21 protein-coding genes are annotated in these 23,103 nt (G+C 43.1%); 1 reads left to right on the plus strand and 20 read right to left on the minus strand.

Annotation, left to right across the window (positions count from 1 at the left end):
- Nucleotides 1-5 precede the first annotated feature (5 nt).
- The 17 genes from lipA to BMZ99_RS04530 all read right to left on the minus strand — a co-directional run bounded on the left by lipA (nucleotide 6) and on the right by BMZ99_RS04530 (nucleotide 19,617).
- Nucleotides 6-884, minus strand: coding sequence for a lipoyl synthase (gene lipA, locus BMZ99_RS04450; protein ID WP_090933347.1), 879 nt, complete (start codon nucleotides 882-884; stop codon nucleotides 6-8).
- Entirely contained in the window at nucleotides 847-1,566 is a 720-nt protein-coding gene (gene lipB / locus BMZ99_RS04455; protein ID WP_090933349.1) for a lipoyl(octanoyl) transferase LipB, read from the minus strand. Before lipB ends, lipA begins: the two co-directional genes overlap by 38 nt.
- Before the next feature lie 13 nt (nucleotides 1,567-1,579).
- Nucleotides 1,580-2,803 (minus strand): dihydrolipoamide acetyltransferase family protein, encoded by a 1,224-nt coding sequence (locus tag BMZ99_RS04460; RefSeq protein WP_090933350.1) that lies wholly within the window; start codon nucleotides 2,801-2,803, stop codon nucleotides 1,580-1,582.
- A gap of 188 nt (nucleotides 2,804-2,991) precedes the next feature.
- Nucleotides 2,992-3,960 carry an alpha-ketoacid dehydrogenase subunit beta gene (locus BMZ99_RS04465; RefSeq protein ID WP_090933351.1) on the minus strand — a complete coding sequence of 323 codons (969 nt, stop codon included), beginning with the start codon at nucleotides 3,958-3,960 and terminating at the stop codon, nucleotides 2,992-2,994.
- A gap of 112 nt (nucleotides 3,961-4,072) precedes the next feature.
- The gene (locus tag BMZ99_RS04470; protein WP_090933353.1) at nucleotides 4,073-5,038 is read right to left on the minus strand and encodes a thiamine pyrophosphate-dependent dehydrogenase E1 component subunit alpha; all 966 of its coding nucleotides are present in this window, start codon (nucleotides 5,036-5,038) and stop codon (nucleotides 4,073-4,075) included.
- 356 nt (nucleotides 5,039-5,394) lie between these two features.
- Entirely contained in the window at nucleotides 5,395-7,395 is a 2,001-nt protein-coding gene (locus BMZ99_RS04475) for a sigma-54-dependent Fis family transcriptional regulator (protein WP_090933357.1), read from the minus strand.
- An 816-nt stretch (nucleotides 7,396-8,211) separates the two neighbouring features.
- A complete protein-coding gene (locus tag BMZ99_RS27330; protein WP_090933359.1) occupies nucleotides 8,212-9,051 on the minus strand; it encodes a methyl-accepting chemotaxis protein in 840 nt (279 codons plus the stop codon).
- Between the two features lie 18 nt (nucleotides 9,052-9,069).
- Complete coding sequence (locus tag BMZ99_RS04485) at nucleotides 9,070-10,398, minus strand: MFS transporter (RefSeq protein WP_090933362.1); 1,329 nt, start codon at nucleotides 10,396-10,398, stop codon at nucleotides 9,070-9,072.
- Nucleotides 10,399-10,427: 29 nt separating this feature from the next.
- Nucleotides 10,428-11,276: an FAD:protein FMN transferase gene (locus tag BMZ99_RS04490; protein WP_090933363.1), complete on the minus strand. Its 849-nt coding sequence runs from the start codon at nucleotides 11,274-11,276 to the stop codon at nucleotides 10,428-10,430.
- Nucleotides 11,270-12,778: a DUF362 domain-containing protein gene (locus tag BMZ99_RS04495; RefSeq protein ID WP_090933366.1), complete on the minus strand. Its 1,509-nt coding sequence runs from the start codon at nucleotides 12,776-12,778 to the stop codon at nucleotides 11,270-11,272. The genes BMZ99_RS04490 and BMZ99_RS04495 overlap by 7 nt, the downstream gene beginning before the upstream one ends.
- Nucleotides 12,779-12,917: 139 nt before the next feature.
- Entirely contained in the window at nucleotides 12,918-13,250 is a 333-nt protein-coding gene (locus BMZ99_RS04500; protein ID WP_090933368.1) for an XdhC family protein, read from the minus strand.
- Nucleotides 13,243-14,013 carry an XdhC family protein gene (locus BMZ99_RS04505; RefSeq protein ID WP_090933371.1) on the minus strand — a complete coding sequence of 257 codons (771 nt, stop codon included), beginning with the start codon at nucleotides 14,011-14,013 and terminating at the stop codon, nucleotides 13,243-13,245. Before BMZ99_RS04505 ends, BMZ99_RS04500 begins: the two co-directional genes overlap by 8 nt.
- Nucleotides 14,013-14,903: an NAD(P)-dependent oxidoreductase gene (locus BMZ99_RS04510; protein WP_217645048.1), complete on the minus strand. Its 891-nt coding sequence runs from the start codon at nucleotides 14,901-14,903 to the stop codon at nucleotides 14,013-14,015. Before BMZ99_RS04510 ends, BMZ99_RS04505 begins: the two co-directional genes overlap by 1 nt.
- A gap of 42 nt (nucleotides 14,904-14,945) precedes the next feature.
- A complete protein-coding gene (locus BMZ99_RS04515) occupies nucleotides 14,946-16,352 on the minus strand; it encodes an SLC13 family permease (RefSeq protein ID WP_090933375.1) in 1,407 nt (468 codons plus the stop codon).
- Between the two features lie 68 nt (nucleotides 16,353-16,420).
- Nucleotides 16,421-17,779: an MFS transporter gene (locus BMZ99_RS04520; protein ID WP_217645049.1), complete on the minus strand. Its 1,359-nt coding sequence runs from the start codon at nucleotides 17,777-17,779 to the stop codon at nucleotides 16,421-16,423.
- Nucleotides 17,780-17,856: 77 nt separating this feature from the next.
- Complete coding sequence (locus BMZ99_RS04525; RefSeq protein WP_090933490.1) at nucleotides 17,857-18,438, minus strand: amino acid synthesis family protein; 582 nt, start codon at nucleotides 18,436-18,438, stop codon at nucleotides 17,857-17,859.
- A 21-nt stretch (nucleotides 18,439-18,459) separates the two neighbouring features.
- Nucleotides 18,460-19,617: an amidohydrolase family protein gene (locus BMZ99_RS04530; RefSeq protein WP_090933377.1), complete on the minus strand. Its 1,158-nt coding sequence runs from the start codon at nucleotides 19,615-19,617 to the stop codon at nucleotides 18,460-18,462.
- Between the two features lie 234 nt (nucleotides 19,618-19,851).
- On the opposite strand from BMZ99_RS04530, the gene BMZ99_RS04535 reads away from it, so the two are divergent.
- Entirely contained in the window at nucleotides 19,852-20,748 is an 897-nt protein-coding gene (locus BMZ99_RS04535) for a LysR family transcriptional regulator (protein WP_090933379.1), read from the plus strand.
- Between the two features lie 72 nt (nucleotides 20,749-20,820).
- On the opposite strand, the gene BMZ99_RS04540 is transcribed toward BMZ99_RS04535, so the two are convergent.
- From BMZ99_RS04540 to BMZ99_RS04550, 3 genes are all read right to left on the minus strand, one after another.
- Entirely contained in the window at nucleotides 20,821-21,453 is a 633-nt protein-coding gene (locus BMZ99_RS04540; RefSeq protein ID WP_090933381.1) for a nucleotidyltransferase family protein, read from the minus strand.
- 117 nt (nucleotides 21,454-21,570) lie between these two features.
- Nucleotides 21,571-22,431, minus strand: coding sequence for an FAD binding domain-containing protein (locus tag BMZ99_RS04545; RefSeq protein ID WP_090933382.1), 861 nt, complete (start codon nucleotides 22,429-22,431; stop codon nucleotides 21,571-21,573).
- The gene (locus BMZ99_RS04550) at nucleotides 22,428-23,099 is read right to left on the minus strand and encodes an HD domain-containing protein (RefSeq protein ID WP_090933384.1); all 672 of its coding nucleotides are present in this window, start codon (nucleotides 23,097-23,099) and stop codon (nucleotides 22,428-22,430) included. Before BMZ99_RS04550 ends, BMZ99_RS04545 begins: the two co-directional genes overlap by 4 nt.
- Nucleotides 23,100-23,103: the final 4 nt, after the last annotated feature.

A 23,103-nucleotide genomic window follows, 5' to 3' on the forward strand; every position in this document is an offset into this window, starting at 1 on the left:
CGATTCTACCTCCTACTCTTTTTTGATTCACTACGAAAAGTTTTCGCATAACATTGTCCGGCATGATAGGAACTCCGCACCATTGGACCGGAAACAACTTGGTTAAAGCCAATCTCATATGCCTTCTCTTCCCACATTTTAAAAGTAGTGGGGTGGATATATTCCATAATAGGATGATGCTGAGGTGACGGGCGGAGATACTGTCCAATAGTCAGGATTCGGCAGCCCACTGCTTTTATATCAACCATGGTTTGTAGCACCTCGTCATGTCCTTCTCCCAACCCAAGCATAATACCCGCTTTGGCAATATTTTTACCACTGGTATTAACCCGTTTGAGCAGTTGAAGAGACCGTTCATAAATCGCCTGTGGACGCACAGCTTTATATAAGCGTGGCACGGTTTCGATATTATGACTAATTACCTCCGGTCCCGCATCAATAATCTGCCTTAGTGATGCAAACTGTCCCAAAAGATCCGGAATCAAAACTTCGACTTTCGCTGCCGGCAATGCCTGACGAATTGCCTGAATGGTTTTAGCAAAATGTGCTGCACCACCATCAGGCAAATCATCTCTTGTGACAGAAGTTACCACCACATAGGCAAGGTTCAGCTGCTTGGCAGACAATGCCACAGCCTTAGGTTCTTCCCTGTCCACAGGCAAGGGTAACTGCCCATGCTCTACGGCACAAAATCGGCAATTGCGAGTGCATATGTTTCCCAAAATCATAAATGTACAAGTCTTCTGGGAAAAACATTCTCCGATATTGGGGCAATTTGCACTTTCACATACTGTATGTAAATTGCCTGCATTCAGCATAGACTGCATCTGGGCAAGATCATCCTGATTAGGTGCCGGAACAACTAACCATGCCGGTCTCAGCATAGTGGACCATCTCCTTTATCCGCTCTACACTCACTAGTTCTGTTTGTATTTCAAATAATTCTTCAAATTGTTTTCTCAATTGCCTCCGTACCGCTCTAGAATCTATCGTCTCCAATATTCGCGACATAGAGGTGACTCCCAAGGATGTAATGCCGCAAGGTACAATAAAAGAAAAATGTGTTAGATTGGGGCAGACATTTAGAGAAACGCCATGCATCGTGACCCATTTACGGATCGCAATGCCGATTGCCCCAATTTTTTGATCCTCTACCCATACTCCCGGATATTCTTTTTTACGCGTCGCTGCAATCCCAAAGCATGCCAGTGTTCGAATCAATACTCCCTCCATTTTATTGGCGTAAGCATGGACATCCTTGTGTACTCCTGTTAAACCAATGATAGGATAACAGATCAACTGTCCCGGACCATGGTAGGTAATGTCCCCGCCCCGGTTTGATTCAAATACTTTGATCTGCTGTTCATCTAATACCCGTTGACTGACTAACAGATGATTGGAACTGCCTTTTTTTCTTCCTATAGTAAAGCAAGGCTGATGCTCGAGGAGAAGCAGTGTATCCGGAATAACGCCCAGCTGCCTGGCCCGATTCAGAGCCTCCTGCAAATGAAGAATTTCATCATAACTGCAAGCTTCAAGTTCTATACAGTATCCCTTGCGTCTCATTTGCATCCTCCTATTAAATCAAGGCTTGATATGGTTTTTTTATTAATTTTAAGAGCAATCCTAAGAATTCAGCGGCAGGTGCCCCATCAATAACGCGATGGTCAAAGGATAAAGAAAGTCCGATCATTGGTTTAATTACAATTTCTCCATTTTCTACTACCGGTGTGTCTACCGTTCTGCCTACTCCTAAGATCGCTGCTTCCGGCTGATTAATAATAGGGGTAAACCAATCAACGGATTGATATGCGCCGATATTCGTAACCGTAAAGGTTCCTCCCCGCATTTCATGCGAACCTAACTGGTTGTCTCTTGCCCGTAAGGATAGGTCTTTAATTTCCCGGCTAATTTGAGAGATGGTTTTGATATCTGCATGTTTCACTACTGGTACAACTAACCCTTGACTAATGGCAACAGCTACCCCTACATGGACTTCTTTATAGTTTCTAATATTTTTGTCAACTAATGCGATATTAATATGTGGCGACATTCTAAGTGCCACAGCAACAATTTTCACCAGCATATCTGTAATGGTGATTTTAACTTCCGCTTCTTCATTAATCGTTTTTCGTAAGGCTAGCAATGCAGAAAGATCCGTACTGACATGGTAATTGACTTTTGGTGCAACGGACCAGCTATGAGACATATTATCACCGACGGCTTTTCGCATGCCGGCATAAGGGGTCAGAGTAAAGTTCTCTTGCTCTTCGATGGGAGCAGGACTGCCACTGCTCTTTGGTGTGCTTGCCTGCTGGGAACTGCTACCTTGGGCAATATATGCAAGAACGTCATTTCGAATAATGCGCCCCGATGGACCCGTACCAGTAATATGCGTAAAATCCACATTGTTTTCCTTGGCCAACTTGCGGGCTAAAGGAGAAGCCTTCACTCTCTTTCCCGTAACTTCATGACTGCCACTATCTGCCTGCTTCGTTTTGGAGATCACTGGCTCTGCAGCAGGTACTGCTTTGCTCGCAGCTTTTGCACCTTGAACGGCTTCACCTTCCATACCAATGATCCCCAGTAAAGCACCAATGGGAAGTTCTTCTTCCTCTTGGGCAACGATCCTGAGCAGCACGCCATCTGCTGGAGCATCAATGGTATTGGTCAGTTTATCCGTCATTACCTCCAAGATAATATCGCCCTTAGTGACTGCATCCCCTTCATTCTTCAGCCATTTCGCAATGGTCCCTGTTACCATGGACAGACCCATTTTGGGCATAGTAATTTCTACTGCCATATGTTCGCACTCCTTTATCATTTGAAGTTTCATAAAAAACGCTACATGTTCTTTAAAACATATAAAATGGATTGAACCACAGAGGCGCAGAGAACACAGAGAAGGATAGATAAGATAGAAGCACACCCTCAGTGTCCTCTGCGTACTCTGTGCCCTCTGTGTTCCAACGTTCTCTTTAAAAGCATCTATTAAAATAAGCTCTTTACTGCTGCTATGATTTTGGTTTCGTTAGGTAAATAAACGGCTTCTAGTTTCGCATTAAAGGGAACGGGGATGTCAAGAGCAGTGACACGCACGATGGGAGCATCGAGCAAATCAAAACCTTCTTCCACAACAATGGCTGCTATCTCACCAGCAAATCCGCTGGTACGAACCGCTTCGTTTACCACCACGAGTCTGTTTGTTTTCGCAACAGACTGCAAAATACATTCCTTATCTAAAGGAACCAGCGTACGCAAATCAACGACTTCTGCATTAATTCCTTCCTTTGCCAATTGTTCAGCCGCTGCTAGTGCCTTGTGAACCATCCATGACCAGGCAACAATGGTTACATCCGATCCTGCTCTTTTTATATCTGCTTTGCCCAGAGGAATGACATATTCACCTTCCGGCACCTCACCGCTCATGGCTAGCAGCTGCTTATGCTCAATATACATGACAGGATTATCATCGCGAATGGCTGCCGCCATTAAACCTTTTGCATCGGCTGGGGTTGAAGGCATAATTGTTTTTATCCCAGGTATATGAGTGAACCATGCTTCTATACATTGGGAATGCTGAGCTGATGCCGTCATGCCGCCGCCGCAAGGAGTCCGTACCACCATAGGGACTTTTGCTTTGCCGCCAAACATATACCGCATCTTCGCAGCCTGATTGAACAATTCATCCATGCATACACCCATAAAGTCAATGAACATAATTTCAACAACTGGACGCAGTCCAGCTGCAGCCGCACCAACAGCATGACCGACAATCGCTGTTTCGCTAATCGGTGTATCAAGTACCCGACCAGGAAATTCATCAAATAATCCTGCCGTAACTCCAAAGCAGCCCCCAAATTTTCCAACATCTTCACCTGCAATATATACGTTGGCGTCCCTTTGCATTTCTACTCTCATACCATCCCGTATGGCTTCGGCATATGTCATTTTTTTCATTTTCTTCATCCTTCCTTTGTTCTGTATCAATCAAACTACCGATTCTAAACAACAATCTTAGGGAAGTCATAGCCTATATTCCTTTCCTCGCAGACCAACAATGCAGCGGCAATCAGGGAGCATACACATCGGCCAGAACATCTTCTGTACTTGGCTCGGGACTATTTTCGGCAAATGCAACCGCCGCATCAATTTGCCCTTGTATCTGTTGTCGTATTTCCTTAAGTTCCGTATCCTTGGCAAAGTTCAGGACCTTTAATTTTTCTTCTAATTTTAGTATGGGGTCTTTTTTCAACCACTCTTCTTGTTCTTGAACATCTTTATATAAACCGGCATCTCCTTGGAAATGCCCATAATGTCTCCATGTTTTGCATTCAATCAAGCTTGGGCCTTCACCCTTTCTTGCACGACTAATTGCATCTTTTGCCGTTTCATAAACAGCAGCAACATCATTACCATCAATTGTGACTCCGGGAATGCCATACGATATGGCCCGCTGAGAAACATCCACAATATTCATATGATCTTTCTGATTCATAGAAATACCAAAACGATTATTTTCACAGACAAAAATCACTGGCAGTTTCCAAACTGATGCCAGATTTAATGCTTCATGAAAGGTGCCTCGATTAGAAGCAGCATCACCAAAAAAACATACGGAAACTGCATCATTCTTTAGATACTGATTCGCAAACGCCGCACCAACAGCAATGGGCTGTCCTGCGCCAACAATACCATTGGCCCCCAAAATACCCAGGTCCACATCCGCAATATGCATGGACCCTCCTCTGCCTTTACAATAACCTGTTACTTTAGCAAATAGTTCTGCCATCATCTTATCCACTTGCCCGCCTTTGGCAATTAAATGACCATGACCTCGATGAGTACTGGTGATATAATCTTTGTTTGTCAGGCTGGCACATACCCCTGTAGCCACAGCCTCTTCCCCGCTGTACAGATGAACAAAGCCAGGAAGCCTGCCTGCTGCAAATAATTCGGCTGCCTTATCTTCAAATTTACGGATCGTCAGCATTGTTTTATAAAAATCCAATAATTGTTCTTTCGTAACATCGCTCATATCATAACCCTCCTAAACTATTTTGATTTTTCTTATTACTCAGATATTTTTTATGAATAAAGATCAATCCTCTCCTTCCTTGTAAGTAATTCGCTCGTAAGTTGCTTTTCATTCTTCACATACTACTATGTTGCAATTTTCATACCAACTCTTTACAGACAATAAAATGCTGTACATCCTTTAAATACATATAAAAAGTGATTGAACCACAAAGGCGCAAAGGAGCAAAAGATACTGACGACCTAAGACATATAGAAAAAACCCACCTGGTTTAGGTGGGTTTTTAAATAAATGAACTGTAGCGTGAATGTTGTAACGGTGTATTACGGTGCTACACCTCGCTACACTTATTTCTTTTAATATTGTATTGCATACAATTGCATTTTTCGATAAACCGTGGTACGCGCTACACCCATTCGTTTGGCAATATGACTAATATTGCCGTTGCACTCATGAAGCAGTGTAACAATTTCTTCCCGTTCTGTCTTTTCATTCTCTCGCCTGCGCTGTTCCTTAAAAGAGCTTCTTTGGGCTGGCAGTTCTGTCAACGCTTCGCAGCAATGATATACATCGGCAGGCAAATGTACTAAGGATACGATCTTTCCCTTAACCAGATGGATAATTCGTTCTGCTACATTATGAAGTTCGCGCACATTCCCTGGCCAGCTATATTTTTTTAAACAATGCAGTACTTCCGGCTCTAGATCAAATTCGCATTTATGGCCTTTGCTCAAATGCTGCAAAAAGGAAGTCAGCAGTAAAATGATATCTTCCCCCCGTTCACGTAAAGGAGGTATAGTAACAGAGATTACATTGAGACGATAATAAAGATCTTGCCTAAAGCTCCCCATTCTCACCTCTTTCAGCAGATTTTTATTTGTAGCGCAAATGATTCGTACATCTGTAGTAATGATTCTATCGCTGCCAATACGATTTATCTTTTTATCTTGCAGTACCCGCAGTAAGGATACTTGCTGCTCTAAAGGCATATCACCAATTTCATCCAAGAAAAGCGTCCCACCTGTCGCTAACTCAAACTTTCCTGGACGTCCCCCTCGCTTGGCTCCTGTGAAAGCCCCTTCTTCATAACCGAAAAGTTCACTGCCAATCAATTCTCGGGGGATTGCACCACAATTCACAGCAATAAAGGGTCCCTTACATCTAGCACTTTTGTTATGAATTGCCTGAGCAAATAATTCCTTTCCAGTTCCGCTCTCCCCTTGCAAGAGTATATTGGAACTACTTTCGGCTGCTAATATTGCCACCCCAATCACTTCGCGCATAGAAGAACTATTACCAATAATATCATGAAATGAGAAATCCGCATTATGGGCACTATAGCAATTTATTGAACTCTTACCTTGTTGAATTGGGCGCAGGATCAATACCCCACCGCTAACTCCTCCCTGATCATCAGCTACAATTTCACCTGACGCCAAACAATGATTTGTTCCCTTAGAGCCAGGCAGAGATAGCTTAATACCAGAATACGATTTTTTATAATGCAGCATCTCTTTTGTAACAGGTGATATTTCTTTAAAAATAGTATCAATCGAGCAGCCGATCATACTTTGTTCATTGCGATTGAGTATTTGTTTCGTAATCGTATTTACATCTTTAATAATGCCACATTTATCAATGAGGATCACACCGTCTGACATGGCATTAAAAATACTTTCCATATGTTTATTCACTAGAATCATTTCATTTTGTTTTTGCTGCATCTTCAGCTGCATGGAAATTGCCTCTGAAGCCGCGGCCACCATGCCCAGGGTATGAGAATTTTTCTCATGTACAGGCCCAGAAATATCTAGTACGGCAACCATTTCTCCTTGTTTATTAAAAATCGGTGCTGCCGAACAAGTCCAGCAGTGATGCGGTTGTGAAAAATGCTCCCAGCCTGAGACTTGAGCCGGCTTTCCCGTAGCTAGCGCAAGTCCAATTGCATTTGTCCCTACGCTTGCTTCTGACCAATTGGCTCCAAGAACAAAGTTAAGATATTGTGCATTCTTTAAACGTTCTTTATCACCAAAAGATTCTAATATATATCCTTTAATATCCGCCAATACGATAATGAATCCCGTATTGGAAAACATTTTATAAAGATTTTTCATAAAAGGATTGGCAATACGAATCGTTCTTTCGTTCTTATCGAGCAGCTCTTTAAGCTCATTACGTCCTAATTCAATTTGCCCTCGCCCTTCTGTAGGATCCATGTTCCGATTTGCACATTTTTCCCATGACTTAGCAACCAAAGGCGAAACAATTCCTGCTGCGATTTTTCCTGAACGAATAAATTGATTCCAAGCTGCCCCTATATTATGACCAACGGGCTCACTGAGAACATTCATATCCATGAACTCTTCCTCCAATCACTACGCAAATCCCCTTACTAATCCCTTGTTTCGAATTTTCAGTCTTAAAAGATCACAATATTCTAAGGTGATGAAATAGCTAAACAACATTATTAAAAATTCTATGAAATACTGCATTACTTCATTACTTCTCACCTATATTCCTGCAATTTTCAAAAATTCTTTACTACAGTTCAAAAAGCCAAAGAACCCACATACATAGAAATAAAAAAAGTTAAGAACCTTCATCTCTTGCCGATTCTCAACTTTTATTTATATACCTTATGGAACCACTTCTTCAAGATTTCTTTCTGAACAAGCATCTTGAAGTTTTCTATTACGACTCACACTATTAACTAAATAATACCATGATGGAGTGACTGACAGTATACACTACTAATACACCTGCAAAAATCACGATTGGACTTTCCTTCCAACTTTCTTCTGTCTCATTCATTTTTATCATCACATCCTTATCTATCCCTAGCGTTCTGTCTTTATTATTGCCGCCACGTAGGATAAATATTACAATTCAATAAAAATAACTAGTACCTTGTCAGCTTTAAAACAGTAGGATAATGGCGAGGCTATTTTTCGCAACACAAGGCGGAGGAGGGAAGTATACCGGGAGTATGCCGACGACGACAACGAAGGGGTGCGGAGAATAGACTATCAGTATTCACTGATTTAGGGCTGATAAGGTACTAATTTACAGGCTTAAAAAAAGGATTTCTTATATAATCACCTCTACCAATTAGAAGACGTGATTACATAAGAAATCCATAATAGGGTTTTGAGTACACCCCCTGTGCTTCTTGTTTATATATCCTTAAATAAGTTGTCTGCTGCGGCATTCATTTGCTGTACTGCACTGCTCACCTGCTGAGCAACGTCTGCAACATTTGCTGCCGCCTCGCTGATTCCTGTAATCATCTCTTGCAGTTCTATTGATTGGGCAGACATTTTTCCGCTTTCCTCTTTGAGCTTTGATAAGGACAACTCGATACTTTTGATGGAATTGCCGCTGTCTGAGGCCAGTTTCCTTATTTCCTCGGCTACTACACTGAACCCTCTGCCCTGTTCTCCTACTCGTGCCGCCTCAATCGCAGCATTAAGGCCGAGTAGATTCGTCTGGCTGGCAATGCTGCGAATAAAACCTACTACCTGATCGGTCTCTCCGATACGATTTTCCGTATTTTTCGCAACTGCCGCCAAACCAAAGCCGACCGCTGCCACTTCTTCTGTCTGGGCCGATATTTCCTCAGTAGTGCCTGCCAAACCTTCCATACTTCTTGTTAATGATTCCGCCATTTGCCTAAGCAGATCTTCAAGCTCAACAGACTGTGTGATCGCAATAGAGCCAATCACCTCTCCCACGGATGTTTTAATCGGCATGGCCATGGAAATATACGGAACGCCATACAAAGCCTTATCTACATGAGCCGTAATTCTCTGTTTCTCATGAACAGCCCGATAAATACCTGTACCAGCCGCTAATAAATCTCCAGCCTTACACTTTAAATCAAGTGTTTTGGCCGGAAGATAGAGGCTAATTTTCTCTAAGTCGGTGAGAGTAAGTCCAATGCGGCCATTATTTAAAATATGAATTGCCGGTAGTACAGTCTGATAAGCCTGATAGATACTCTTTGCCTCTTCCATTTTAATATCCTCCGATTTTTATTCTCCTCCGGTTTCTTCCAAAGACTTATTCATCGTTTCCTCACCTAGTACCAACACATTTAAGCCAATAATGACCAATACACCGGTGAACATAGCAAATACCAATGAGAATTTATCAGGACCAGTAAACATCATACCTACCACTATCGGTGCCAGAATACCGCCAATCCGCCCGCAAGCACCAGCCCAACCGGTACCGGAAGCCCTCGCTTCGGTCGGGTACATTTCCGGCGTATACGTGTACATCAGCCCCCATGCACCAAGATTGAAGAAAGACATCAAGCAGCCCCACAATAAAATTTCATTCCAGGTGGTAGCATGGCCAAAAAAATATGCCGAACCCGCACACAATATTAGAAAAGAGGCTAAAGTCGGTTTACGCCCAATCTTATCAACTAAAAGAGCAGCGGTAAAATAACCGGGAATCTGCGCGCCTGTCATCCACATAACGAAGGAGAACGATTGCACCATGCTATGGCCTGCTTTAACCAGCATAGTCGGAAGCCACATAAATATGCCGTAATAGGAAAATACCAAACCAAACCAGAGTATCCATAAACAAATTGTCTTCTTTAAATAAACGCCGGTAAAGAGCTGAGAAAAAGCAAAGGATGTTTTTTTACCAACATTGGTTTCACCTGCTGTAGGCATAGCTCCACATGGAATACCTGCTGAGCGTTCAATTTCACATACAATATCATGAGCTTCCTGAAGTTTTCCTTTTTTCACTAGATAAAGCGCCGATTCAGGAATGGCTTTCCAAACATAGATCACCCATAATGCCGGAAAAGCGCCGATAAAGAAGGCAATTTGCCAGCCATATTGCGGAATAACCAAATACGAAATTACTGCTGCCGCCAGCCAGCCAATTGCCCAGGAACTTTCTAAGAGTACAATCATGCGGCCCCGATATTTATCAGGCGAATATTCACTCATGAGGGTAACAGCAACAGGCACTTGCCCGCCGAGACCAAAACCTACAATAAAACGAAAGAACAATAACGATTCATAATTCCATGCCAAACCGCAGCCGCCTGTACCGAGTCCATAAATTAGCATAGTAGCTGCCAAAAGTTTTTTTCGTCCCATAGAGTCTGCCAAAGAGCCTGCCAGGGCCGCCCCAATTGCCATACCAACCAGCCCAATACTACCAATAAAACCCATTTGCGCACCACTCAAATTCCAAAGGCCCATCAATTTGGGCAGTACAAAGGAAACGATCCCTGTATCCATGGCATCGAATGCCCAACCTACCGCAATAATTGCCAGCAACCGCCAATGCCAAGCACTAAGCGGCATTTCCCCTAAACGTTTTGTAATTCCCATAGTATCTCCTCCATTATAAATTATATAGATTATTTATATAAAAGCTGCTCATCCGACATCAGCCAATTATCTGGAATAAGCGTGCTCCAATCTTCAATAAATAAGGCTGCTCTAAAAATCACCTGATCGGCTAAAAGCTTTATCCCATGAGTTCGCCCGTTATTAAGCGCCTTTTGAATTATGTCGGGAGGTAAAAGCCCCACTTCTTTTACCACATAATGTCCCCGAATATCAGTATTGGGATCTAACTCTTCAGCTAGCGCCAGACGAATGTGGGGATGCTCGGTAAAAACAGCATTCCCGATACTTGTCGCACACGCATCGGCAAGCGCCGCCGATTTTGCGGCGACAACGGCTGCTGATGCAATGCCCTTGGTAAAGCTGCGTCCACCAAGGCCGCTTGTTGCAATCCCCTCAATGCCGCTTTCTTTCGTGATCAGTATCGTTGGCATAACTGTCTCGTTACGGCTGACGGCAATGCCGACTTTGGCAGTTTGTCCTTCCTGCAGCCTGATGGCAATATCACCGCCATTATTGACGATAACCTTAATGGCTCCGAGGTCTGCTACATAATCAGCGGTCATATCTGCAATTGTTCCAGCAACTGCGGCCATAGGCGTCAGCGTTTTATCTGTCGACTGCCGCACAGCGCTTATCATACGCTGTAAAACTTCAGAGCCAAAGACACTGGAGGGCAAGTCTTGCTGCGTCCTCTTGGCTATTTCTTTTTGCCTTGCAACCTCAGTTAAAAGTTCTTTTGCGTACCTGCCGGCGTCTTGTACCTGCTTATTGCTTTGGTTACCGGCGAATACGGCCTGTATTGTCATTTGCATCGGCCCATAGTCAACAAAAATATTACTTTGGCTTGTTCCTAACATGACATTTTATCCTTTTTCAATTCACTTACTGGACGAATCGCTTCCATATGCCCGCCTAGCTCAGCAAAAGTTTCTTTTGCCATGGTATATTCTACCGGAACCACCGTAGCCGGCGTAGCAACCCAGGTAAAAGCATGGGGTACAACCTTTTCTACATCAACCATAAAATTAATGCCGCCGCCAGGAAGAATGTATGTATCTCCGCCGCCAATCGTTACTTTGACATCGCCTGCGTGCACAGCTTGGGATAGTTTAATCGGATGCCTGGTAACACCAGCCCTAGCACTGCCACCAGTTCCTCCTACATATATTGCTGAAACACGGGCATCTTCACAGTTCTCAGCGATAAAATCAACAACGCTCTGTACTTGGGCGGTCATCGGAATTTCCCTGACCGCTCCATCAGCTTGCACCTCTAATAAACCAGCCTCTTGTCCTGTTGTTTCAGTAACCAAAATACGCATACCCGCATGGGCAATGTTCATGTCTACTGCTTTTACAGCCTCTTTCGCCGACAGAATACAGGTTCCGCCCCAGCCATGCCCCGGTTCGCCAAAATAGCGTCCCCTGGTACTTTTCCGGCCATTTGGCACTACACCGCAATAGCTTAAACCAACTTCTTCTCCGGCTCTATGCTCACTTAATAGTCCAATTACATGAAAATCAAGAATGATCGCTTCATCAACGACTTGGCTGATTGTCTTAGCAAACATTCCGATTGTGGCGCTGCCGCAGCCTACCCGCATCTTTTTTTCCAGTTTACCGTCAATTACAGGCGCTTTACCGACCTGCAGCTTAAGAGAACTGCCCTTCACTACCTGCAGTTCTACTTCCTCGCCATTGGCCAGTGCTACTACGGTTTTAGCGGCAATAAAACCATTTTTGCCACTTAGAATACTGGCTCCGCCAAGGGAGAGCATCTTAGCTCCATACTCTTCGGTATCAACCATACCGACAACTGCGCCTTCGCACAGTATCTGAGCACCTTGATCCCCAATATGCGTGTTGGCGTCAATTTTAACTTTTATTCCGCTATAACTTAGGGGCGCCTCGGTCACTACGGTAACAACATCGATATCATTTACTGTCTTCTCTACAATATAAGGAGCCGGGCGGCAGCAAGGATAGGAAGTGCCGGCACCTACTGCTGTTATCAACGGTTTCTCCGGCAAAAGCGCTTTTTTACTTACTGTAGGCAGTGCCTCTAATACTAAATCACGATTTCGCACAAGCTGTCCGTTTATATTGGTATATCTCTTGCAAGCCCCTTCAAAGCCAGGCTCAATCTGGCACTCAACGGGACAACACTGGCAGCGGACAGCAGCAGAAGAACGTTCCGCCATTTTTAACGCTCCAAACGGGCAAACCCTTGTACAAACACCGCAATCTACGCACAGATCACTAATTTCCACTAGCTTTTCTTTTATCGCAATTGCTGCTTTGGGACAATTTTTTTTGCAGATCCCACAGCCTTTGCAGGACATTTTATCAACTTGAATCATACAACTGCCTCCTAAGCTCTATAAAAAAGAAAAGACCAATGGCTGCTGCAAATAGTTTGCATCCATTGGCTTCATTGCCATTTTTATAGAATTATTTCAATATCTAAACTGCACACATTTTTTTTAAATCTATCATTGATTATTTTTCATCATCAAACTTGGAAATCATCTGAATAAAGACTTCCATGACTCCGCCGCAAACCATTCCTTCATCTGCAGCAGCTTCGTTTAACATAGATACGGTATATAACTGAGACTGTTTTTCATCCAAAGCAAGTAAAGCCTGCCGCTTTACTTCTGCTTCTCCGCAGCCGCCTCCTATCGTTCCATAAGATCGGCCATCCTGATAGATTAGCATTTGACAGCCTGCCTTGCGTGGCGTAGAACCTCGCGTATCAACAATAGTAACCAGTGCAGCATTCATTTCTTCTGCTTTTTTTTCACAAATTATGTTTAGTATTGTGCTATCCATTCAATCCTCTCCCCGCTTTGCTAAGCGGTATACCTGACCCGCCCCGAAAAACAGCTACCACTTCGGCAGCGATACTCACTGCAATCTCTGCAGGTGTTTCAGCCCCAATATCCAGGCCAATTGGTGCGTTCAGACGATTAAGACACTCTGCAGAAACACCCTCATCCTGGAGCAGCTTAATGATCTCTTTAACCCGCCTTTTACTCCCTATCATTCCCAAATAGCGAAATTTCTTATTTATCGTAGCACGCAAGCAATCTACGTCGTAGCGATGCCCCCGTGTCACGATGATAAGTGCAGTATTGCTATCCAGTTTTAACTTCTCCAAAGCGTTAGTAAAAGTCTGACAAATGACCCTTTGGGCTGTAGGAAATCTGGTCGCATTGGCAAATTGGGGACGATCGTCAATAACGGTTACAGCAAAATTCAACATTCCTAAAATTTGTACCAAAGGCTGACTTATGTGCCCGCCCCCCATCACAACAACACGAAATGGCTGCACAATCTTATCCCAAAAAAATCGATACTGCTTACCACCTTCATCCTCAATCCAGAAGATAATAGGTTTTTCCCATGTTGTTTGGCATCTCTTCTCCGATATTTGCTGTAAAACAAACTCGCTGCACTCACCTTCTACCAGCCCAAAATCATCCATAATCAGCATTGTTCCGACGGATTTTTCTTTTTTCGATTTACTGTCCAGCAGCGTAAAAATATCAGCTGACGCTCCGCTATTTTGCATCAGCAGTAATTTTTTAAACATTACATGCGTACCTGAATGCCCGTAAGGTTTTCCAGCGGCTTTATGATAGCAGAAATGTCTTCTTTACCAAGTCCCGCTGCTTGGGCCTGTCCATAAAGCTGCTGTACAACATTTGCAATCATAAGCGGTACCTTTGATTCCTTACCTGTCTGGACAGCCAGTTCAAGATCCTTATATTGCAGATCAATCATAAAGCCTGGTTCAAACGCGCCCTTGAAAACAAAGTTTTGCATTTTAGCCTCTAGAGCATAACTGTTGCCAGAGCTGGTACTAATAACATCAAACATAACCTTAGGATCTAACCCAATCTTGGCACCAAGTGTGAAGGCTTCTGCAGTTGCTGCCATATTCACGGCCAAGAGAAGGTTATTGATCATTTTTACAGCATCACCAGCTCCCACTGCTCCGACTTCATAGATTTTCCCCCCTAAGATTTCTAAGATGGGGCGACATTTGGCTACAACTTCAGAAGCTCCCCCGGCCATAATCGTGAGTGTCCCGGCGTCAGCACCTTTCACACCACCGCTGACCGGAGCATCCATATAGTCCACTTGCTTTTTTGCGGCCAAGTCTGCCATTTTACGCGTAAAGCCAGGTGCTACACTTGACATATCTAAGATACAAAGCCCCGGCTGAGCTGCTGCCAGAATACCCTGAGGGCCATTTACTACCTGTTCAACAATATTGCCGTTTGGCAGCATTGTAATTACAATATCAACTTTCCGGGCAAGCTCTGCCGGCGTTGCAGCTGTTTTTGCCCCCATAGCACTTAGCTCTTCCATAATACTTTGATTAACATCATTAATCGTTAAGTCGCATTGTGCTTTCAGAAGGTTCATCGCCATAGGCTTTCCCATATTTCCAAGACCGATAAATCCAATTTTCATCATTCTATCTCCATTTTCAAATTACTTTCCAATCTATTTCAAGACTTACATGGCATGAATCAGCGGCCAATACCAATACACACAGGCAATATAAACAATACAAGCTACTACGGATACACAAAAGCCAAACAACGGAAAATCCCGACTCTTTAGCTCCCCGGTATCACAGCACAGAATATTCGGCGTAGTGTTGAAAAACATCAAGATCGGATACCCGCCAATCATAAAAGCTGCCGGTAATACCGTAAGCATCGGATTAATATTGGATACCTCTGCGATGCCTACAAGAATCGGAAAAAATACATTCGCCATTGTAGCCGTGCCAACAAATACAACATGCATAAATTGAACAATTACGATTAAGATGCTGATGGTTGCTGCGGAAGAATACTGACTCAGATGCATCAATGAAAAAATGCTCTCTGCCAGCCAATTCGCAGCTCCGGTATCGCTCATGGCAGCCCCGAGACTAATTCCGCCGCTGCATACAAACACTACATTGAGTGAGATACTTTCCTGGCATTCCTTCCAGTCGAGACAGCCAAAAATCGGAAGACATAACACACAAGCACTCAAAAGACATACTGTCGTACTGTCGAGTCCAAATTTTTCGCCAAATATCCAGAGTAGGATGGTTCCTAAGAATACAACAAAAACATTCTTTTCACTTTTGCTTATTGAACCCATTTGACTTAATTTCTGCCGGAAATATTCTCTGCCGTGTCCATCCGCATTGATCTTTGCTGAAAAAATCAATTGAATCAAAAGCCAGGAAACGATTGTCATGAGAAATGCCGGAGGAAACCCCCATTCCAGCCATTTCACGAAGGATACTGTTTGACCTGTAGTCGCTGTTATATATTGCACCGCCATAGGGTTGGTCACCGTCGAGGTTAGGATTCCGGCACTGATCGTTGAATTCGTACAACAGAGCGTCATTAAAAGATTGGCTCCAAAGCGTCCGCCATTTTTTTCCTTTTTATGAAATAAATGTATAATTTTCATGCAAATCGGCAGCAGCATGGCTGTGCGCGCCGTCGAAGACGGAATCAAAAACGCCATGACAATATTCACACACATGATGCCAAAGGATATCCGCTTGGTACTGGTACCCACGCGCACCAGCACCCAATAGGTAATTCGATCGCCTAAGTTTGATTTGAGCATGGCCGCAGCCATAATAAAAGAACCAATAATAAGATAGGTCGAAGTTGATGCAAATCCTTTAAGGGCTGCATTAATATCGGTAATCTGAAACAGCACTAATATTGGTACGATTAAAAGACTTATAACAGCAACATGAATCGATTCAAACAAATATAAAATAAATACCGCCGAAAATACCGCCAGACATCTTTGTCCGATATACGATAAATGATGAATTTCCGGTACGGCTAAAATACTGACAGCAACAAAAATCGCTAAAAAAATTCCGATTATTTTTTTTTTCATAAATTATATCATCCTGTTATGCTGACATAAACAGTGAATCATTTCTGCTCACTTTTATGCCTGCAGACTTATAACGTTTTCCCCTTTGTTTCTATTCCCATTGTCAATACAGCTACGCAGGCAAGGCCGAAGGCCACAGCCACAATTCCGTATACACCGACAACGCCGATTAAATTTAGGCTGTAACCAATAACCAGCGGTGCTGACATGGAACCAAAACGCGAGCAGGTTGAAGCCCAGCTGGTGCCAGTGGCCCTAATACCCGTCGGATACAGTTCTGGCGTATAGGTGTAGGTGATACCCCAAATTCCTGATACAAAAAACGAGGTCAGCAGGCCCAGTATCAGAACTTCTGATGTACTCAACTGATTGCCTAAGGCAATACCAAAGACAACCGTGGCAACAGCCGAAAAGAAGAGATTTCCTACCAAAAGTTTTTTTCTGCCGACTTTGTCCATCAAATAAGCGGAAAGAATCTGATTTGGTATATATGCTAATTGCAGGAATAGCACATATTGGAAAGATTTAACCATGCTATGTCCCGCTTTTACCAGTAAGGTCGGCATCCAAGCAAACAAGCCGTAATAGCCGAACATGCCCATAAACCAAAGAATCCAAAGCATCACCGTAGTTTTAAGGTACTTTTTCTTAAATAAATCCCCAATTGGTCTTGGGTTGATATCCACTACTTTTTTCACATCTTCATCAGTAACCGGTACTAATTTATGTGTCTTATTTACCACAGACTCAATGTCGTTCATAATGCTCTTTGCCTCTTCATAGCGTCCCTGAGATGCCAGCCAGCGCGGAGACTCCGGCAAGTGCAGGCGGATGACCCAAATATAGAGGGCCGGAAGCGCCCCGGCAACAAAAGCCCAGCGCCAGCCAACAGCTGGAATAACATAATAACTGACAGCCGTAGCAGCAATCCAGCCAACAGCCCAAAAACAGTTCAAAAGACCTTGCACCTTCCCCCTATTCTGCGCTGGTATAAATTCTCCCAGCAGCGAAGTAACAACAGGTGTTTCTCCACCAAGTCCCACGCCAACTAAAAAACGAAAAATAATCAGTGAAGTAAAGTCCCAGGCAAATGCACACAGCAGTGAAAAAAGCGAAAACATCAGCAATGTCCATTTAAATACCGCCTTGCGTCCATACTTATCGGCCAGCGGGCCAGAAAAGAATGCGCCAACAATCATGCCGACCATCCCGGAACTTAGCAGTACCCCAATCTGTCCCGCCGTAAGTCCCCAATCCTTAGTGAGTGCTGTCACAATAAAGGTAACGATTCCAACGTCAAAGGCATCAAATGCCCATGCCAGTCCATTGACAAACAGCATCTTATAGTGAAAACGTGATAATGGCAAATTATCAAGCCTAGCAATTATTTTTTTTGACTCATATACCGTATCAATTCCTGTTGCCACAACCAGCACTCTCCTTTATCAAACTTATAAAAATAGACGCCATCTGTGATAGCAGTGCTCCACAGAAGTATGAATTATTATCGTAAGCCGTCTTCTCCCTTAACTTCACTAATTTGTAAACCGCCAATTCTAGCATGGGGACGACCGCCATCGGTAAAAGCTACTGCAACGACAATCTCATCACTTTTGGGTGCATCTGCAATGCGGATTTCCATTGCATCATAATGGGTTCTGACAAAAGCCGCATCCTTATAATGAAGCGGTACATCAAGGCTTGTGCCCGGACCACCACACTTTTTCGCCGAAGGAATGATGGCCTTGCCACCGCCGATAACGTCACGCATTGGTTTACCGAGTTTGGGATGAAGAATGGCTGCACCATGTTCGAGTTCCCCATTAGCACCAATAATCGCACCTTTGCCATAACTCTCAATTACGGCTGTCCCCAGATTCTTTACAGCAATTTTAGTAAGATATTCTCCAAGGTATTCTCCGATCTCTATTAATTGACTGAGATCTTCCCCATAAGCACCGGCATATGGATTTTTAATAACCGCTGCAACTATGCATTTATGCAGTGGTCTTTCCAATTTTTTAAAGCCTTCAAAACATATTTCTTCGACATTCGTAACAATTTTTCTAATGATCGGTTCTTTCATATCTATCATCCTCTCCCTCTATTATTTGATTAGCACAGCTATTTTTTTAGCAGGTGGCGTATTTTTACTCTTTGTCACCAAAATCTTGCCGTTTATCATAACAATGCTGATCCCCGGAATATCGCCTGCGGCAAATGCGCCAAGCGCATCATCGGCTACCGACCCTATAGGAGCATCCATTATGACGATATCTGCTTCTTTGCCTGGTGCAATCTCCCCTGTATTAAGACCATATACTTTAGCTGTATTGCCAGTCGCCATACAGATGGCCTGTTCCGGTGCTATAGCAGAGACAGAGGCGGCAAAACAAATATTTCTCAATATGCCCAAAGGAATCAGTCCCGTGCCTGAGGGAGCATCATTTCCAAAGATAACGCGATGGAAAGCTTTTAACTCTTTTACTTTTTCAAATACATGATGAGCGGCTTTGGGATTGCCGCATTGTACGATTTCTACAGCCAAATCCGTCTCTTCGATAATCTTATCAATTTCGTCCAGGGAAATGGATGTGGGTCCGCCGTTAATATGTGATACCACATCAGGCTTTGTCGCCATCACATCGGCTGCACTTACTGTGGAGCTGCCTGGAATTGACGTGCCGCCTGTATGCATTTGCACTTTAAAACCATACTTATGCGCCCACTCTACCATGACTGCCGCATCTTCTGGGGTTTTTACACTGCCAAGGCCGATTTCACCAACCAGCCACACACCGGCTTCCTTAAGTTCCGCAAAATCTTTTTCTGTTAATCCTTTTTCCAAAATCAGCGCCCCGCCATGTACCTTAACACCCGCAGGAGGTGCTTTATAAAAGGATTTGCTCGCGACAATTGCCAGAGCCTTAGTGCCAGCCGGATCATTCGGCCGGCCGGGCGTATGGCATTCGCCAGCGGAAATCATAGTTGTCACACCGCCATTTAGCGCACTGGCAATATAATCTAGAGCATTTTGCCGCGGCGCATAGTCTCCAAGTGTTGTATGCACATGGGAATCAAAAAGTCCCGGTAACACCGTAGACCCATTCGCATCGATAACTTGTGCAACATCTTCCGCCATTATCCTTTTACCTATGGAAACAATTATGTTATCTTCTATAAGAATGGAATCGCCATCCAGAATTGGTTTATTCACATCACCACTCACAATTGTTCCTATATTTTTAATAAGCATTTTACCCATAACAAAAGCCCCTTTCCAAAATTAGCGTTCAATACTGATACAGCGAAAATTCGCTAAAATAAAACAAAAAGCCCCATGAAGTCCTTGACTTCACACGGCATTGTGTGTATTACTAAACCTATGGAACTGTTTCAAGCTGTTCTTTAACTGCTTCTTATTATAGCAGTATAAGTATTATATTAAAAATATTAAATTTAAATCGTCTTATATAATAATTATATCACGGAGGAAATTATGACCTATAAACAACTGGAGTACTTTCTTGCAATCGCCGAAACAAACAATATGACTCTGGCAGCAGCAAAACTAAATATTTCCCAACCTCCTCTCAGTTATCATCTCAAGCTTTTGGAAGACGAACTGCAGGTAAAGCTGTTCAACCGTGAAGGTCATGCATTGCATATCACCAGTGAAGGCCGGATATTCCAGGATAAGGCTATGCAAATCTTGTCACTTACCAATCAGTCCGTCTCACTCATGCAGAATATTGGCAAGGAAATGTTCGGTACAATCAACATTGCCACCATTCCTTCTGTCTGCGGGTCTATCCTCCCGAAAAATATTCACGAATTTCAGCTAAAATATCCAGATGTCAACTATAAGATCCATGAATGCAACAGTTTCAAAGCCATGGAACTACTTGACAATGGCCTCGTCGATTTTGCCTTTGTCCGTGCTCCCTTCAATCAAAAGCGCTACCAAATCATGATGGTAAAAAATCCGTTTCTTAAAGAAAACCAAAAAGATTTCTTCGTTGCCATCGGTTCAAAGACATTCCTTGCAGATACGAAAGAGGATACGATAGACCTGCGAAAACTCATAGGAAAACCGCTTATTGTCCACCGCCGTTACAAAAAAATACTAGACAGCTTATGCGAGGAAAAAAATATCTCACTGCAAATCGTCTGCGAAAACGATTATATTGGTTCCTCATTTTATTTAGCCGATGCCGATATTGGCGTCGCAGTAATGCCGTACACATCAGCAATGCTTTTTGAGAATAAAAAATCCCTACTCATCAAAAAGATTGAGCATCCAACGATTGATTCACAAATCTACTTGATTACGAAAAAAAATACTACGCTTCCCTTGCTGCCAAAGAAGTTTATCGAACAGGTTACCCGTGAGTGATGCATCGCAAACTTGGAAAAGCAGAAAAGTGTAAAAAGAAATGGCTGGCAGCCCTGCTGCAGCCATTTCTTTTTACGTTCTCTCCATAGAACTTTGATATGCCTGTAGTCGCATATAGTCTTTCCATGTATCAGCATCGATTGTACAACCAACATCTTTAACAGGCACACAAACAGTCTGCACTAAAAACTGTTCTAAAGCAACCCTTAGCCCTCCCTCGCCGCCAAAATTCCATATTGCCGGAAAGCAGGAACTTTTTATCAAGGGCGGATGTTTTCTTTTTCCATTAAGAGTCGGAAATACTACCTTTGCATCTGTTTGTGCCATACATTGCCGCAGTTTAATAAAGGTTTCAACAGCAATGGCCGGCATATCCCCAGGTACGACATACGTGGCAACACAGTCTGCAACTTCTCTTAATCCCAGTTGCACAGACTCCAACATTTCTCCATGCTGATAATTGTAATTTTTGACCAACAATACATTATCCCAGTTCAAAAATTGTTGCGCAATTTCAGTTGAACGATAACCTGTAACAACAATAATTTTGCCTACCCCGGCCTGCTTAAGATTAGCAACAGTAGTCTCAATAATACTGCTTTGCGCATAAGGCAATAGCGGCTTAAATTGCCCCATACGCCGAGACAAGCCTGCCGCCAATACAACACCTGCTATCATATTATCCGCATAATCTATTATCGTCATTATCACCTCTTATCTACTTGCCAACAGACAACAAGACTATATTCATCCCCTGATATGCAGCATACTTGCAGCAAATTTTGAAGAAATCCACCTATCCTTAAATACGTAATAAACTTTCTAGAACCCCAAAAAACTGCAACTATTTTTTAAAGTTCTTTGGGTTAATGCTGCTACTATTTTTTTACGGTAGTCAGCTTCCGAACGTACATCATCAATAGGATTTACACTATCCGCAGCAGTTTTCGCTGCCTTGGCAATTACACTGTCAGTCAGCTTTCTTCCTATTATTATATTTTCCGCTGCAGTAATCCTAAGAGGAGTGGCAGCTACAGATCCCAATGCAATTCTAGCCTGAGTTACTGTTTGATCAAGGTCTACAGCAATAAACGAAGCTGCATTTACAATTGAAATTGCCAATGCTTTTCGCTTGCCAAGTTTTTCAAAGGCACTGCCTTGACCTGCCTTCTGGGCGCTAAACGAAAAGCTTAGTATAAATTCGTCTGATTTAAGTACAGTTCGTCCTGGCCCTGTAAAAAATTCATTGATTGGAATGGTTCTAGCACCTTGTGGTCCGGCAATAGTAACAACAGCTGCATATGTCATGAGAGCCGGTATTGTATCACCTGCCGGCGAAGCATTTCCAGAATTACCACCGATAGTGCCACGATTACGAATTTGCGGCGATCCTACAGAGGCCGAAGCTGCCGCAAGTGCGGGAGCAAATTCCTTCATATAAGATGAACTGGAAATTTGTGCATGAGTGACTGCCGCACCAATAGTTATTATGCCGTTATCTACTGTAAATTCCTGCAATTCTTTTAAATCACTTATATCAATAAAAGTACCTGATACAATACGGCCTAATTTCATTCGTACTAATAAATCTGTACCGCCAGCCAGCAAATGATGTTCACTGTATTGCTGCATAACACCAATGACCTGCTCAGTTGTTTGTGGTTTTATGTATCGATAACTCATCCATTCTCACTCCCCAATATACCATTCTTATTAATAAGAATTTCCCAGATTCCTTTTTCCGCTAAAGGAATCTGCCGATCATCAATTGCCTGTACAACACTATCACGTATAACAAATGCAGTATTAAATTTTTCTCGAATGCTAAATAACTCCCCATAGGCTTGAATACTTTTCGCCAAACGTTGCTCCAAACTTATAAGAGTAGAACCTTTACATATTTTATCTGCCAGATATAAGATAGCGGCTTCTCCTAATGGCTGTCCCTGAAGGAAAACAAGTTCCATATGTGTCGCGATCATCGGCGCCAAAGAAAAATATCCCAATTGCACAACAAAATCTGCACCTCTCGCTGCATGATCAGAGTTAATTTTTTCCACATCATGCAGCAGACCTCCAGCTGCCAAAGCTGGAATATCGAGTTTCATACTAGAGCTTTCAGTAAGCCATTCGGCTATACGAACTGCAACATACGCCACTGCCATACTATGAGAAATAACAGCTTTCGGAAGTTGCTTTTTAGCAAAAATGACTAGAATTTCAGTTAATGTCGGCAATGCCTTCTTTTCCGCAGCCTGCAACAGTATCGGTGTCAATTTTGTTATTACAGCCTGTTCACTAAATATGTCCAATTCTTGTGTTGCTTTTAAAACTTTCACTTGCTGCGGCATTTTT

The organism is Pelosinus propionicus DSM 13327 (assembly GCF_900114615.1).
Taxonomy (GTDB): Bacteria; Bacillota; Negativicutes; order DSM-13327; family DSM-13327; genus Pelosinus; species Pelosinus propionicus.

Coding starts and splice junctions, on each gene's coding strand:
- lipA (WP_090933347.1), bottom strand. CDS start 884: ATGCTGAGACCGGCATGGTTAGTTGTTCCGGCACCTAATCAGGATGAT.
- lipB (WP_090933349.1), bottom strand. CDS start 1,566: ATGAGACGCAAGGGATACTGTATAGAACTTGAAGCTTGCAGTTATGAT.
- BMZ99_RS04460 (WP_090933350.1), bottom strand. CDS start 2,803: ATGGCAGTAGAAATTACTATGCCCAAAATGGGTCTGTCCATGGTAACA.
- BMZ99_RS04465 (WP_090933351.1), bottom strand. CDS start 3,960: ATGAAAAAAATGACATATGCCGAAGCCATACGGGATGGTATGAGAGTA.
- BMZ99_RS04470 (WP_090933353.1), bottom strand. CDS start 5,038: ATGAGCGATGTTACGAAAGAACAATTATTGGATTTTTATAAAACAATG.
- BMZ99_RS04475 (WP_090933357.1), bottom strand. CDS start 7,395: ATGGATATGAATGTTCTCAGTGAGCCCGTTGGTCATAATATAGGGGCA.
- BMZ99_RS27330 (WP_090933359.1), bottom strand. CDS start 9,051: ATGGAAGAGGCAAAGAGTATCTATCAGGCTTATCAGACTGTACTACCG.
- BMZ99_RS04485 (WP_090933362.1), bottom strand. CDS start 10,398: ATGGGAATTACAAAACGTTTAGGGGAAATGCCGCTTAGTGCTTGGCAT.
- BMZ99_RS04490 (WP_090933363.1), bottom strand. CDS start 11,276: ATGTTAGGAACAAGCCAAAGTAATATTTTTGTTGACTATGGGCCGATG.
- BMZ99_RS04495 (WP_090933366.1), bottom strand. CDS start 12,778: ATGATTCAAGTTGATAAAATGTCCTGCAAAGGCTGTGGGATCTGCAAA.
- BMZ99_RS04500 (WP_090933368.1), bottom strand. CDS start 13,250: ATGGATAGCACAATACTAAACATAATTTGTGAAAAAAAAGCAGAAGAA.
- BMZ99_RS04505 (WP_090933371.1), bottom strand. CDS start 14,013: ATGTTTAAAAAATTACTGCTGATGCAAAATAGCGGAGCGTCAGCTGAT.
- BMZ99_RS04510 (WP_217645048.1), bottom strand. CDS start 14,903: ATGATGAAAATTGGATTTATCGGTCTTGGAAATATGGGAAAGCCTATG.
- BMZ99_RS04515 (WP_090933375.1), bottom strand. CDS start 16,352: ATGAAAAAAAAAATAATCGGAATTTTTTTAGCGATTTTTGTTGCTGTC.
- BMZ99_RS04525 (WP_090933490.1), bottom strand. CDS start 18,438: ATGAAAGAACCGATCATTAGAAAAATTGTTACGAATGTCGAAGAAATA.
- BMZ99_RS04530 (WP_090933377.1), bottom strand. CDS start 19,617: ATGGGTAAAATGCTTATTAAAAATATAGGAACAATTGTGAGTGGTGAT.
- BMZ99_RS04535 (WP_090933379.1), top strand. CDS start 19,852: ATGACCTATAAACAACTGGAGTACTTTCTTGCAATCGCCGAAACAAAC.
- BMZ99_RS04540 (WP_090933381.1), bottom strand. CDS start 21,453: ATGACGATAATAGATTATGCGGATAATATGATAGCAGGTGTTGTATTG.
- BMZ99_RS04545 (WP_090933382.1), bottom strand. CDS start 22,431: ATGAGTTATCGATACATAAAACCACAAACAACTGAGCAGGTCATTGGT.
- BMZ99_RS04550 (WP_090933384.1), bottom strand. CDS start 23,099: ATGCCGCAGCAAGTGAAAGTTTTAAAAGCAACACAAGAATTGGACATA.